Annotated in this window: 9 protein-coding genes and 3 tRNA genes; 8 read left to right on the top strand and 4 right to left on the bottom strand. The window is 71.9% G+C overall.

The window, feature by feature from the left end; genetic code table 11:
* Nucleotides 1-189: 189 nt before the first annotated feature.
* Both BMW99_RS26020 and BMW99_RS26015 read left to right on the top strand, forming a co-directional pair.
* Nucleotides 190-1,935, top strand: a complete 1,746-nt coding sequence (locus tag BMW99_RS26020; RefSeq protein ID WP_075017628.1) for a TIGR03767 family metallophosphoesterase — start codon at nt 190-192, stop codon at nt 1,933-1,935.
* A gap of 124 nt (nt 1,936-2,059) precedes the next feature.
* Nucleotides 2,060-2,563: a nitroreductase family deazaflavin-dependent oxidoreductase gene (locus tag BMW99_RS26015; RefSeq protein ID WP_075017627.1), complete on the top strand. Its 504-nt coding sequence runs from the start codon at nt 2,060-2,062 to the stop codon at nt 2,561-2,563.
* Here BMW99_RS26015 and BMW99_RS26010 read toward each other — a convergent pair.
* Nucleotides 2,528-3,079: a hypothetical protein gene (locus tag BMW99_RS26010; protein ID WP_075017626.1), complete on the bottom strand. Its 552-nt coding sequence runs from the start codon at nt 3,077-3,079 to the stop codon at nt 2,528-2,530. The two genes, BMW99_RS26015 and BMW99_RS26010, sit on opposite strands and share 36 nt — an antisense overlap.
* A 261-nt stretch (nt 3,080-3,340) precedes the next feature.
* On the opposite strand from BMW99_RS26010, the gene BMW99_RS26005 reads away from it, so the two are divergent.
* The 4 genes from BMW99_RS26005 (at nt 3,341) to BMW99_RS25990 (ending at nt 7,943) form a co-directional block, all read left to right on the top strand.
* Nucleotides 3,341-3,415, top strand: a tRNA-Asp gene (locus BMW99_RS26005).
* 4 nt (nt 3,416-3,419) lie between these two features.
* Nucleotides 3,420-3,493: transfer RNA gene (locus BMW99_RS26000), tRNA-Phe, on the top strand.
* A gap of 229 nt (nt 3,494-3,722) precedes the next feature.
* Nucleotides 3,723-7,733 carry an ATP-dependent RNA helicase HrpA gene (gene hrpA, locus BMW99_RS25995; protein ID WP_075017625.1) on the top strand — a complete coding sequence of 1,337 codons (4,011 nt, stop codon included), beginning with the start codon at nt 3,723-3,725 and terminating at the stop codon, nt 7,731-7,733.
* Nucleotides 7,734-7,868: 135 nt separating this feature from the next.
* Nucleotides 7,869-7,943 (top strand) — tRNA-Asp (locus tag BMW99_RS25990).
* A gap of 677 nt (nt 7,944-8,620) precedes the next feature.
* Here the strand turns inward: BMW99_RS25990 and bldC are convergent.
* Together bldC and BMW99_RS25980 are read right to left on the bottom strand one after the other, a co-directional pair.
* On the bottom strand, nt 8,621-8,827 hold the full coding sequence (gene bldC / locus BMW99_RS25985) for a developmental transcriptional regulator BldC (protein ID WP_003949541.1): 207 nt from the start codon (nt 8,825-8,827) through the stop codon (nt 8,621-8,623).
* 520 nt (nt 8,828-9,347) lie between these two features.
* Entirely contained in the window at nt 9,348-10,193 is an 846-nt protein-coding gene (locus tag BMW99_RS25980) for a hypothetical protein (RefSeq protein ID WP_069463754.1), read from the bottom strand.
* A gap of 270 nt (nt 10,194-10,463) precedes the next feature.
* On the opposite strand from BMW99_RS25980, the gene BMW99_RS25975 reads away from it, so the two are divergent.
* Both BMW99_RS25975 and BMW99_RS25970 read left to right on the top strand, forming a co-directional pair.
* Nucleotides 10,464-11,600, top strand: a complete 1,137-nt coding sequence (locus tag BMW99_RS25975) for a Leu/Phe/Val dehydrogenase (RefSeq protein ID WP_176735492.1) — start codon at nt 10,464-10,466, stop codon at nt 11,598-11,600.
* 324 nt (nt 11,601-11,924) lie between these two features.
* On the top strand, nt 11,925-12,188 hold the full coding sequence (locus tag BMW99_RS25970; protein WP_069463755.1) for a DUF3073 domain-containing protein: 264 nt from the start codon (nt 11,925-11,927) through the stop codon (nt 12,186-12,188).
* Nucleotides 12,189-12,322: 134 nt separating this feature from the next.
* Here the strand turns inward: BMW99_RS25970 and purM are convergent, their stop codons facing one another.
* Complete coding sequence (purM, locus tag BMW99_RS25965) at nt 12,323-13,390, bottom strand: phosphoribosylformylglycinamidine cyclo-ligase (RefSeq protein WP_069463756.1); 1,068 nt, start codon at nt 13,388-13,390, stop codon at nt 12,323-12,325.
* Between the last annotated feature and the right edge of the window lie 3 nt (nt 13,391-13,393).

Raw genomic sequence — 13,393 nt, 5'->3', positions numbered from 1 at the left:
CTGCCGCCGCCCGGCCAACGCCCGTCCTCCTGCGGGCATTTCGGAGGCGCGGCGCCGCGCCGTCATGGCGCGTTCACGCGGCATCCAACGAGGCGCGGGACCCTGGCGGGTGCCCGTTACCGGCTGGTAATACAGCGGGGTAACGACCGTTCACGCCCGCAGGACCCTCACCCCACAGGAGACCCAGGCATGAGCTCACCCAGCCGGCGCCGCTTCCTCACCGGCGCCTCCGCCACCGCCGCGGCCGCCGCGATGTCGCTGATGGACAGCGGGTACGCCTCCGCCGCCGCGCGGGACCGGGCGCTGACCGCGTCGACCGCCCGCGCCGTGCGGGTCGAGGGCACCACGCTGGAGCAGGTCGCCACCGCGACCGGCACCAGCGGCTACCGCCGGCTCGCGGCCGGCCCCGGGTGGCCGCTGGTCGTGCGCACCGAGCTGGCCGCGGCCGGCGCGGGCCGCGACGCCGCACGCACCGGCCTGGCGTCGTTCGTGCAGTTCACCGACCTGCACCTGGCGGACACCGAGTCCCCGGTGCGGTTCGAGTACCTGGCGCAGTACATCGACTCCGCGCACCGCCCGCAGGAGGCGCTGACGGTCCGCGGCGCGTCCTCCCTCGTCGAGCGCGTCAACTCCCTTTCCGGCGGCCCCTACACGGGCCTGCCGTTCTCCCTGGTGATGGCGACCGGCGACAACACCGACAACCACGAGCAGGTCGAGCTCGACTGGTACCTGTCGGTGATGAGCGGCGGCCGCATCACGCCGAACACCGGTGACACCACGCGCTACGAGGGAGTGCAGAACTCCGGTTCGGCGGCGTACTGGAACCCCGAGTCGACGTTCCAGGACACGTACAAGAAGGCCGGGTTCCCGCAGGTGCCCGGGTTCCTCGCGGCGGCGGGCGCGGCGTTCACCGCGCCCGGCCTGCGCACCCCCTGGTACACCACCGTCGGCAACCACGACGACTCGATCGAGGGCACGCTGCCCGACCTCGGGCTGCTCAACTCCCTCTACACGGGCGGCGGGAAGATCGAGGGCGTGGACGACGCGACCGCGGCCAAACTCGCCGACGCGATCCAGCACGACCCGGCGGCCGCGGTCACCCTGCTCGTCCAGCTGCTCACCGGCGGCGCGCCCGTCCGCGAGATCACCCCGGACGCACGCCGGGCGCCGTTCACGCCGAAGCAGTTCGCGCAGGCGCACCTGAACCCCGCGTACACCGGCCCCGGCCCGTTCGGCCACGGCTTCACCTCGGCGATGGCCGACAGCGGCAAGCTGTACTACACGTTCAGGATCGCCGACGGGGTGCTCGGCGTCAGCCTGGACACCACCAACCGGGCGGGCTGGGCGGACGGTTCGATCGGCACCGCTCAGCTGAAGTGGCTGGAGGCGGTGCTGCAGTCGTACAGCACCCACTGGTACGACACCGACGGCCACGTGGTCCGCCGCGGCTCGCAGGACCAGCTGGTCGTGCTGTTCAGCCACCACACCAGCACCACGATGGGCAACACGCTGCCCGACCCGTACAACCTCTTCGAGGGGCGGCACACCGGCGGCGAACTGGTGACGCTGCTGCAGCGCTACCCCAACGTCGTCGCCTGGGTGAACGGCCACACCCACGCCAACCAGATCACCGCCCACGGCCACGCCGTCCCCGAGCGCGCGTTCTGGGAGGTCAACACCGCGTCCCACGTCGACTTCCCGCAGCACGCCCGCGTCCTGGAGATCGCCGACAACGGCGACGGCACGCTGTCGCTGTTCACCACCCTCGTGGAGTCCGCGGCCCCCTACGCCACCGACTTCGGCTCCACCTCCGAGCCCGACCTGGCGGCGCTGTACCGCGAGTTGTCCTTCAACGACCTCTACGCCACCCCGGCCGCGAAGCTCGGCGGCTCCCCCGACCACAACACCGAACTCCTGCTGCCCAAGCCGTTCTGACCCCGGCTCCGCCGGCCCGTCCGCGCGCGGGAATCCGGCACGCGGACGGGTCCCGCGGGGGCGGCAGACCCTAGGGTCGGAGGGGCCGCCGGGTTTCGCGGCGGGGGCGAGGGAGGGCGGGGCGATGCTGGACGCGGTGCGGCGGTTCTGCGAGGTGGGATGGGTGACGCGGGTCGCACCGAAGGTGGTGCCGCCGGTCGACCTGCTGGCGCACCGTCTGACCGGCGGGCGCTGGGTGCCCACACGGCTGTTCATGCAGACGGTCGTCGTCACGTCGACCGGCCGGCGCACCGGGCTGCCCCGCCGCAACCCGCTGGTCGCGCACCGCGACGCCGACGGCTCCTTCCTCGTCATCGCCTCCAACTTCGGCCAGGCGCACGACCCCGCGTGGGCCGCCAACCTCACGGCCACCCCGGACGCCACCGTCGAGTGGCGCGGCCGGACGGTCCCGGTCCGCGCCCGCCGGCTGAGCGCCGAGGAGAAGGCGGCGGCCCGCCCGGCCGTGCTGCGCGTGCTGCCCATGTACGACGCCTACGCCCGCCGGGCCGCCCCCCGCGACATCCCGGTGTTCCGCCTGACGCCGGTGGGCGGGTCAGCGGCCGGTGGCGGCGAAGGTCAGGCGCGCTGACCCGGCCGTGGCCGAAAGGACGTGCACGGCCAGGTTGTTGAGGGTGAGGTAGCTGCCCGCGCTGCCGGTGGACCGGAGGTGGTTGCCGCCGTCGTCGGCGGCGACCGTGACGCTGCCCGCGGTCAGCGCGGTCACCCGGAAAGAGGCGAAGCCGAACCGGCTCGCGTCCAGCGGGACGGTGACCGGGTGCGTGACCGTGAGGGTGCACGCGCCGCCGTAGCAGGCGCTCAGCTCGTCGGCCGCGGCCGGCGGCGTCGTCCCGAAGACGGTGGGCGTCGCGGTCGGGGTGGGCGTATGCCTCGACGGGACCGGGGTGTCCCGGCCGGGAGCGGGCGCGGCCGGGGCCGTCACCGGCGCGGGTGACGCCGGGGACGTTGCGGCCGGCGTGGGGCCGGGACCGCCCTTGCCCGGGGAGTCGCCGCCGGACGACCCGCATCCGGCGAGGGCGGCGGCCGCCGCCGCGGCGGCGAGGCAGACCGGGGCGAGGGCACGGCGGTGGCGAGGGGGCTGGGCCATGGGAGGACTCCTGGTCGAAAGGGGCGGCGCGGGCGGGCGGGCCCGCCCGCGCGGCCGGGCCCTGCCTAACGGCGGCGCCCCGTGACGGGTCCCGCGGGAGGCGCCCGGGCCCCTCTGACGGCGGACGGGCGGACATCCCAGGTCTGATACGCTGAGCCCGCGACGTCGATCCGCCAGGGTGATCATCCGGTCACTCAGAGGCAGCGAAAATCGGTACGGAGCATGCGAGACGGTGTGCAAGAATTGTCTCGCGCCAAGCAAGGTCCTGTGGAGCAGTTTGGAGTGCTCGCCACCCTGTCAAGGTGGAGGCCGCGGGTTCAAATCCCGTCAGGACCGCTGCGGCTGGGTAGCTCAGTTGGTACGAGCGACCGCCTGAAAAGCGGTAGGTCGCCGGTTCGACCCCGGCCCCAGCCACCGCACGACGCAGGGTCCGTCCTCTCGGGGACGGGCCCTTCGTCGTTCCCGCGCACGGGCCCGCGCCGGCCCGCACCGCTGAAGCCGCGCGGCCGCCACCTCAGCCCCGCCGCCCCTCCCCCATCGCCCGGGCGTTCGCGGTGAAATGGCCCACCCGGGCCACAACGGGCGGGGCCCGGGTGAAATGCGTTCGCCGCCGCTCGCCGCCGGATGCGATGCTGGATCGCGTATGTCTACGCAACCCTCCACCGCTGAGCTGGCCGCGCGCCTGGCCGCCCTGACGCTGCGCGACGAGCAGCGGCTGGGCCGCCGGCTCGACGGCGCCCGCAAGATCCGCAAGCCCGAGGCGCGGGCGGCCGTCCTGGCCGAGATCGGCGCCGACATCGACCGCGCGGAACAGCGGATAGCCGCGCGGGCCGCCGCCGTGCCCGCGATCAGCTATCCCGAGGCGCTGCCGGTCAGCCAGAAGAAGGACGAGATCCTGGCGGCCGTGCGCGACCACCAGGTGGTGATCGTCGCGGGCGAGACGGGCTCGGGCAAGACCACGCAGATCCCGAAGATCTGCCTGGAACTGGGCCGCGGGCTGCGCGGCCGGATCGGCCACACCCAGCCGCGCCGGATCGCGGCGCGCACCGTGGCCGAGCGGGTCGCCGAGGAGCTGCGGACGCCGCTGGGCGAGGCGGTCGGCTGGAAGGTCCGCTTCACCGACCAGGTCGGCGACTCCACGCTGGTCAAGGTGATGACCGACGGCATCCTGCTGGCGGAGATCCAGACCGACCGCGACCTGCGCGCGTACGACACGCTGATCATCGACGAGGCCCACGAGCGCAGCCTCAACATCGACTTCATCCTGGGCTACCTGGCGCAGCTGCTGCCGCGCCGGCCCGACCTGAAGGTCGTCATCACGTCGGCGACCATCGATCCGGAGCGCTTCTCCCGGCACTTCGGCGACGCCCCGATCGTCGAGGTCAGCGGCCGCACGTACCCGGTCGAGGTGCGTTACCGGCCGCTGCTGGAGGAGGACTCCCAGGACAGCGACCGCGACCAGATCACGGCGATCTGCGACGCGGTCGACGAGCTGCAGGCCGAGGGGCCCGGCGACATCCTGGTGTTCCTGTCCGGCGAGCGGGAGATCCGCGACACCGCGGACGCGCTGAACAAGCGCAACCTGCGCTTCACGGAGGTGCTGCCGCTGTACGCGCGGCTGTCCTCGGCCGAGCAGCACAGGGTCTTCCAGCGGCCGGGCGGCGGCGCGTCCCGCCGGATCGTGCTGGCCACCAACGTCGCCGAGACGTCGCTGACGGTGCCCGGCATCAAGTACGTCATCGACCCGGGCACCGCCCGCATCTCCCGGTACAGCCACCGCACGAAGGTGCAGCGGCTGCCGATCGAGCCGATCAGCCAGGCGAGCGCCAACCAGCGCAAGGGCCGCTGCGGCCGCACCTCGGACGGCATCTGCATCCGGCTGTACGACGAGGACGACTTCCTGTCCCGCCGGGAGTTCACCGACGCCGAGATCCTGCGCACCAACCTGGCCTCGGTGATCCTGCAGATGACCGCGGCCGGCCTCGGCGACATCGCCAGGTTCCCGTTCATCGACCCGCCGGACAGCCGCAACATCAAGGACGGCGTCCAGCTGCTGGAGGAGCTGGGGGCGCTCGACCCGCAGCAGAAGGACCCGCGCAAGCGCCTCACCGACACCGGCCGCAAGCTCTCGCAGCTGCCGGTCGACCCGCGGCTGGCCCGCATGGTGCTGGAGGCCGACCGCAACGGGGTGGTGCGCGAGGTGATGGTGATCGCCGCGGCGCTGTCCATCCAGGATCCGCGCGAACGCCCCTCCGACAAGCAGCAGCAGGCCGACCAGCAGCACGCCAGGTTCCGCGACGAGACGAGCGACTTCCTGGCCTTCCTCAACCTGTGGACGTACGTCCGCGAGCAGCAGAAGGCGCTGTCGTCCTCGGCGTTCCGCCGGATGTGCCGCACGGAGTTCCTCAACTACCTGCGCATCCGCGAGTGGCAGGACATCTACAGCCAGTTGCGCACCGTCGCCCGCCAACTGGGCATCGACACCGCGGAGTCCGGGCCCGGTGAGGCCGCCGACCCGCAGCGGGTGCACGTCTCGCTGCTGGCCGGCCTGCTGTCGCACGTCGGCCTGAAGGACGTCCCCACCTCCGAGAGCGGCAAGGGCGCGGCCGCCGACGCCGGCCGGGGCGGCGGCAGGAACGAGTACCTGGGCGCGCGCAACGCCAAGTTCGCGGTGTTCCCCGGCTCGGCGCTCTTCAAGAAGCCGCCGCGCTGGATCATGTCCGCGGAGCTGGTGGAGACCTCACGGCTGTGGGCGCGGGTCAACGCGAGGATCGAGCCGGAGTGGGTGGAGCCGCTCGCCGCGCACCTGGTCAAGCGCACCTACAGCGAGCCGCACTGGGAGAAGGACCAGGCCGCGGTGATGGCCTACGAGAAGGTCACGCTGTACGGCGTCCCGCTGGTCGCCCAGCGCAAGGTGAACTACGGGCGGATCGACCCCGAGATCTCCCGCGAACTGTTCATCCGCAACGCCCTGGTGGAGGGCGACTGGCGCACCCACCACCAGTTCTTCCACGACAACCGCAAGCTGCTCGGCGAGGTCGAGGAGCTGGAGCACCGGGCCCGCCGCCGCGACATCCTCGTGGACGACGAGACGCTCTACGACTTCTACGACGAGCGGCTGCCCGAACACGTGGTGTCCGGCGCGCACTTCGACTCGTGGTGGAAGAACGAGCGGCGCGAGAAGCCGGAGTTGCTGAACTTCGAGCAGTCCATGCTGATCAACGAGAACGCGGAGGCGGTCACCAAGGCCGACTACCCGGACTCGTGGCGGCAGGGCGCGCTGAAGTTCCGGGTGACGTACCAGTTCGAGCCGGGCGCGGACGCGGACGGCGTGACCGTCCACGTCCCGCTGCAGGTGCTCAACCAGGTCACGCCGGACGGCTTCGACTGGCAGATCCCGGGCCTGCGCGAGGACGTGGTCACCGAGCTGATCCGCTCGCTCCCGAAGCCGATCCGCCGCCACTACGTGCCCGCGCCGAACTACGCGAAGGCGTTCCTGGAGCGCGCGGTGGCCGGCCCCGACCCCCTGCCCGCGGTCCTGGCGCGCGAGCTGCAGCGGATGGTCGGCGTCCCGGTGGCCGAGGAGGACTTCGACCTGGCGAAGGTCCCGGACCACCTCAAGATCACCTTCCGGGTGGTCGACGAGCGGCGGCGCAAGATCGCCGAGGACAAGGACCTGGACGCGCTGAAGCTGCGTCTGAAGCCGAAGACCCGCGAGGCCATCACCAAGGCCTTCGAGCGGGCCTCCGACCCCGCGCTGGCGTCGGTGGAGCAGCGCACCGGCCTCACCGACTGGACGGTCGGCACGCTGCCGCGCACCTTCGAGACCAGGCGCGCGGGCCAGCCGGTGAAGGCGTACCCGGCGCTGGTGGACGAGGGCACGTCGGTGGCGGTGCGGCTGTTCGACACCGAGGCCGAGCAGGCCGCCGCGATGTGGCGCGGCACCCGCCGGCTGATCCTGCTGAACGTGCCGGTGAACCCGGCGAAGTTCGCCGCGGACACCCTGTCCAACCAGCAGAAGCTCGCGCTGTCCCGGAACCCGCACGGCAGCGTGCAGGCCCTCTTCGAGGACTGCGCGACCGCGGCCGCGGACCGGCTCGTCGCCGACCACGGCGGCCCGGCGTGGGACGAGGAGTCGTACCGGAAGCTCTTCGACGCGGTCCGCGCGGACCTCGTCGAGCTGACCTCGCGCAGCGTGCAGCGGGTCCAGCAGGTGCTGGCCGCCTGGCAGTCCTGCGAGCGGCGGCTGAAGGACACCACGAGCCTGGCGCTGGTCGCCAACCTGCAGGACGTCAGGGAGCAGCTGGCGGCCCTGGTGCACCCCGGCTTCGTCACCGAGACGGGCCTGAAGCGGCTGCCGGACCTGATGCGCTACCTGGTGGCGATCGACCGGCGGCTGCAGCAGATGCCCACCGGGGTGCAACGGGACGCAACCCGCATGGAGAAGGTGCGGGAGATCCGGACCGAGTACGCCGAGCTGCTGGCCGCGCAGCCGCAGGGCCGGCCGGTGCCGGCCGCGATCCGCGACATCCGCTGGATGATCGAGGAACTGCGGGTCAGCTACTTCGCGCACGCCCTGGGCACCGCGTTCCCGGTCTCCGACAAGCGGATCTTCAAGGCGCTCGACGAGGGGTGGGCGCTCACCCGGCCCTGACCCGGGACGGGCTGCCGGCCCGGCCTGCCCGCCCTCTTCCGGGGGGCGGGTAAGCAGTTCGACCGCACCCCCTGACCTGCTGTACAGTCTGTCTCGCAGCCGCGAGTGCCAACGCCGAGCGGACTGCGACTCCCAGGTCCTGTGGAGCAGTTTGGAGTGCTCGCCACCCTGTCAAGGTGGAGGCCGCGGGTTCAAATCCCGTCAGGACCGCACGAAGCAGGCGAAGGCCCGCGTCCCTCGGACGCGGGCCTTCGTGCTGTCCCGGGCCGTCCCGCCGCCGGTGGGCCGCCGCCGGGCGCCCGGCGCGCGCCGGGCGGCCCCCCTCCCCGACGGACGGCGTCCGCCCGGCCGTTGCCCCGGACACCGCCTCCGGCCTGCCCCTCCCGGCCCAGGACTCAAGGCCGTTGATCCCCCGCGTTCACCGGCCCGCCGACGCCGTCCGCCAAACCCCAAGATCCGTACGGGCGTTCATTACCTCACCCCGAGCAAGATCCACAAGAGTGGGGTGTGTGACGGGAGTCACGCCAAATCGTTTGGAGAAGCGGGAACCCGGGACCCCTCCCAGGACGCTCGATTTAATATGTGCAATGGCACCCGATCGCGCAGGAGCCCCCACGACCTCACAGACCTCGCCGGTTGCCCCCGCGCGGTCCGCGCGAACTCCCCCCAGGCGCACGAGAGGCACATGTCGGGGCGCACGGGAGAGGTGCGTACAGGGCATGAAAAAGGACCGCATCGGACCCGGCGGAGTCCGATGCGGTCCTGGTGGAACCAGGTACATCCGTGATGCTGTCGTGCTCCCCGGCGACACTCCCGTTGGGGGCGGGTAGGCCGCACGGTCGGGCGACGTATGGGGTGGGGGCCCCGTTAGCCGCCCAAAAGGGCTGTCAGGCCTCGCTGCGCTGCTGCGGAATGCCCGCCAGCAGTGCCCGGACCTCCGCCTCGCGGTAACGGCGGTGCCCGCCGAGCGTCCGAATGGACGTCAGCTTGCCGGCCTTGGCCCAGCGCGTGACCGTCTTGGGGTCGACGCGGAACATGGTCGCGACCTCGGCAGGGGTAAGCAACGGCTCGGCATCAGGGGTGCGAGCGGTCATGAGCGGCCTCCTTGAGAGAACCGAACCAACGCGGTTCTTTCCTCTAAATTCTGCACCTTGACCCACGTTGCCCGATATGGGCGACGCGGGCCGAGTCGGTAATAGGACGAACGGCTTGTCCTCGGCACTACAACTACACCATCCGTCCAGCCGCGTCGGCCAAACCGATGGATTTGCCCTCTCAGGTGTTGAACCTCATCGGAAGCCGATGGACCATGCCATAGCGGACAGTCACACCAACGTGACGATCAGTCACAGCACGATCACCTGCAACATCCCCACCTTCGAAACGAGTCCGAGGCGGACCCGATGTCCCATTTTGGCATGACAGATGGTGATGCAGGCAAGAGTCCGGTTACGTGCTCTGCGTCACGCTTGGGCCAATACCGCCATCAATGACGACGGAAGGCAAGCGGAGAGGCACAAGAGACACGAGGAGACAACACAGCACACACAAGTCCTTCACAGACGCACCCGCCCGGACACGTGCACGCGTCACCAGAGTCGCGGTAGAGGTCCGTCAGTTGGAGAACTGAAGCTCGCGGACCCGCCGCCACCGCTCGGTCAGCCGGTCGTAGGCCACGCCCGCCGCCGTCGAGTCGCCCTCCCGCAGCGCCCCCAGACCCTCCGCGATGTCGGCCGCCGAGTGGTCCTCGGCCAGCAGGTCCGGCCCCAGGGCGTGCACCAGCCCGCCGTAGTCGAGTTCGACCAGTGAACGCGGATGGAACTCTTCCAGCCACCGGCCGACATCGATCAGCCCGTCGATCAACGGGCTCTCCTCCAAGGCGTCCTTGAGCACCCGCAGCGTCCGTGCCACCCGCCGCCGCGCCTGCACCATCGGCGTCCGGTAGCGCAGCACCGGCTCCTTGGACTCCCCCGCGCCCGCCGGCTCGTACTCCCGCTCGTCGTCGCTGACGAGGGTGAACCAGCGCACCGGCACGTGCCACGTCGCACTGCGGATCCACGGCCGCGCGTCGGGGTTGCGCTCCCGCCAGGCCTCGTGGTCGGCCGCCGCCTGCAGCCGGACCACCGGCGGCAGCATCGCGTCGAGCACCGGCTCCGGCACCAGGTCGCCGGCGTGCTCCAGCGCCAGCCAGCCGCGCAGCCGGGTCCGCCACGGGCAGATGTGCGTCACCCCGCCGACCACCGCCACGAACGCGTCCCCGCTCTCCCGCACCGGGACCGCGATCGGCGGCACCGGCACCAGGTCCGCCAGGGCCTGCCGCAGCTCGTCCTGAGCGGTGCGCACGGTGCCCGCGGAGGCATACCGGTACCAGTGGGTGCGCTCGGGCTCGGGAAAGGCCGCCAGCGGCTCGTACACGCGCAGATACGCCGCGTACGGGACCACGATCGGTGAACCGCCCACACCCGCTCCCTCGCCGCCCTGCACAGCCGACCGGCCGGCCCGCTGGCTACGGGCGGCACCTCGATCGTCCCACGCGGCCCGGCGCCCCGGAGGTGATCCCGGCCACTGCTTCCGCGCGCCCCCTCCGTGGCCTGATACGCCCTCTTGCCCGGCCGGATCGATACCCGTGACGGGACCCCGAGGGCCTACCCTGAGGCCATCAAGCCCTCCGCCACCCGTACGGGGGGCGCGAGCCCCGTGACACACCACGCAACTGGGATCGACTGGACTATGGGAGTCACCACCGTGACCGACGTACGACAGACCTCGCCCTCGAACGAAGGCGTACTCGCCAAACTGTTCCGATCGGAGCAGGGCGGGCACGAGCAGGTCGTCCTCTGCCAGGACCGCGCCACCGGCCTGAAGGCCGTCATCGCCGTCCACTCCACCGCCCTGGGCCCCGCCCTCGGCGGTACCCGCTTCTTCCCCTACGCCTCCGACGAGGAGGCCGTGGACGACGCACTCAACCTCGCCCGCGGCATGTCGTACAAGAACGCGCTCGCCGGCCTCGACCTCGGCGGCGGCAAGGCCGTGATCATCGGCGACCCGGACACGCTGAAGTCCGAGGAGCTGCTGCTCGCCTACGGCCGCTTCGTCGCCTCCCTGGGCGGCCGCTACGTCACGGCCTGCGACGTCGGCACCTACGTGTCCGACATGGACGTGATCGCCCGCGAGAACCGCTGGACCACCGGCCGCTCCCCGCAGAACGGCGGCGCCGGCGACTCCTCGGTCCTCACCGCCTTCGGCGTCTTCCAGGGCATGCGCGCCGCCGCCCAGGCCCAGTGGGGCGAGTCCACGCTCAAGGGCCGCCGGGTCGGCGTGGCCGGCGTCGGCAAGGTCGGCCACCACCTCGTCGAGCACCTGGTGGAGGACGGCGCCGAGGTCGTGATCACCGACGTACGCGCCGAAGCCGTCGAGCGGATCATCGCCCGTCACCCGGACGTCACCGCGGTGCACGACGCTGAGGTCCTGGTCCGCTCCCCGCTCGACGTGTACGCCCCCTGCGCGCTCGGGCACGCGCTGGACGACGCGACGGTCGGCGCGCTGACCGCCACCGTGGTGTGCGGTGCGGCCAACAACCAGCTCGCCCACCCGGGTGTGGAGAAGGATCTCGCCGACCGCGGCATCCTCTACGCCCCGGACTACGTGGTGAACGCCGGCGGCGTCATCCAGGTCGCCGACGAGCTGCACGGCTTCGACTTCGACCGGGCCAAGGCCAAGGCGACGAAGATCTTCGACACCACGCTGGCGATCTTCGCGCGCGCGAAGGCCGACGGGGTGCCGCCGGCCGTGGCCGCCGACCGCCTCGCCGAGCAGCGGATGGCCGAGCGCACGCCGGCCGCCGACTGGCTGCGGGTGCAGTCGTAGCGCGATGTGACGACGGTGGTTCGAGGGGTCGTGAGAGGCGTGGGCGTCAGCCGTGAACGCTTCCGCGACCCCTCGGCGTGACCGAGAGCACGGCCCGATAGCAAGTTCGCGCTAGAAGAAGGTAAAATCGGGCCTGACCAGCCAGGACGGGGCCGCCAAAGGCGCCTGTTCCGACGCGCGTCGTGCGGGCGACGTACCGTGCGGCGTCGGAAGCAGGTACCGTTGAGGCCCTACGGACCGGTCTCTCTCCGGGAGACCGCTCCGATTCATGAACGCGTGTCAAGACTCGGGGCCGTCGAGCCCCGCCGTTGAGGGGGTCGAGCCATGGGGCGCGGCCGGGCCAAGGCCAAGCAGACGAAGGTCGCCCGCCAGCTGAAGTACAACAGCGGCGGCACGGATCTCTCACGTCTGGCCGAAGAGCTGGGCGCATCGTCGACGAGGCCGGTTAACGCCGAGCCTGCCGAGGTGGACGATGACGACGAGGTGGAAGACGACCCGTACGCACAGTACGCGGATCTGTACAACGACGACGAGGACGACGAGGACGAGGACGAGTCCCAGTCCTCCTCGCAGCGCCGCCGCGCTTGACGCCGCTCGCACGCTGACCCGGTCCGGGCCTCCCGGACCGGGTTTCGTCGTCGCTTCGGCAGGGGTTTCCCCGGCCTTCCAGGTCTCCGGCCCGGAAGGCCGCCGGACAGCTCCCCGGGGTCATCGTCCGCCGCTCAGCCCGCGTAGTCGCCGACCAGCTCCACCGCGGCCGCGCCGCTTTCGCGTGCCGTGATCCCGCCGGCCACCCACGCCTCGGCGCCCCGGTCGGCCAGCACCGCGAGAGCGACGTCGACGGACTCCTGCGGCACCACGGCGATCATGCCGACGCCCATGTTCAGGGTCCGCTCCAGCTCCAGCCGTGCCACCCCGCCCAGCTCGCCGACCACGCCGAACACCGGGTCCGGCGTCCACGTCGAACGGTCGACGGTGGCGTGCAGGCCGTCCGGGATCACCCGGGCCAGGTTGTTGGCCAGGCCGCCGCCGGTGATGTGCGAGTACGCGTGCACCTGCGTGGTGCGGGCCAGCGCCAGGCAGTCCAGCGAGTAGATCCTCGTCGGCTCCAGCAGCTCCTCGCCGAGGGTCCGGCCGAACTCCGGGACCTGCCGGTCCAGCTCCCAGCCGGCCCGGTCGAAGAACACGTGGCGGACCAGGCTGTACCCGTTCGAGTGAAGTCCGGACGACTCGATCGCGATTACCGCGTCACCCGTTCGGATACGGTCCGCGCCGAGCAGGCCGTCCGCCTCGACCACGCCCGTGCCGGCGCCCGCCACGTCGAAGTCGTCCGCGCCCAGCAGGCCCGGGTGCTCCGCGGTCTCGCCGCCGACGAGGGCGCAGCCGGCCAGCACGCAGCCCTCCGCGATGCCCTTGACGATCGCCGCGACCCGCTCCGGGTGGACCTTGCCGACGCAGATGTAGTCGGTCATGAACAGCGGCTCGGCGCCGCACACCACGAGGTCGTCGACGACCATGCCGACCAGGTCGTGGCCGATGGTGTCGTAGACGCCCATCCGGCGGGCGATGTCGACCTTGGTGCCGACGCCGTCGGTGGCCGAGGCGAGCAGCGGGCGCTCGTAGCGCTTGAGGGCGGAGGCGTCGAAGAGCCCGGCGAAGCCGCCGATGCCGCCGACCACCTCGGGGCGGGTGGCCTTGCGGACCCACTCCTTCATCAGCGTGACGGCGCGGTCGCCCGCCTCGATGTCGACGCCGGCGGCGGCGTAGCTGGCACCGGTTGACTCAGACATGAC

Origin of the sequence: Actinacidiphila rubida (assembly GCF_900110255.1) — a bacterium.
Lineage (GTDB): Bacteria > Actinomycetota > Actinomycetes > Streptomycetales > Streptomycetaceae > Actinacidiphila > Actinacidiphila rubida.
The sequence above is the reverse complement of the archived record's forward strand: the minus strand, read 5'-3'. Positions and strand labels throughout refer to the sequence as shown.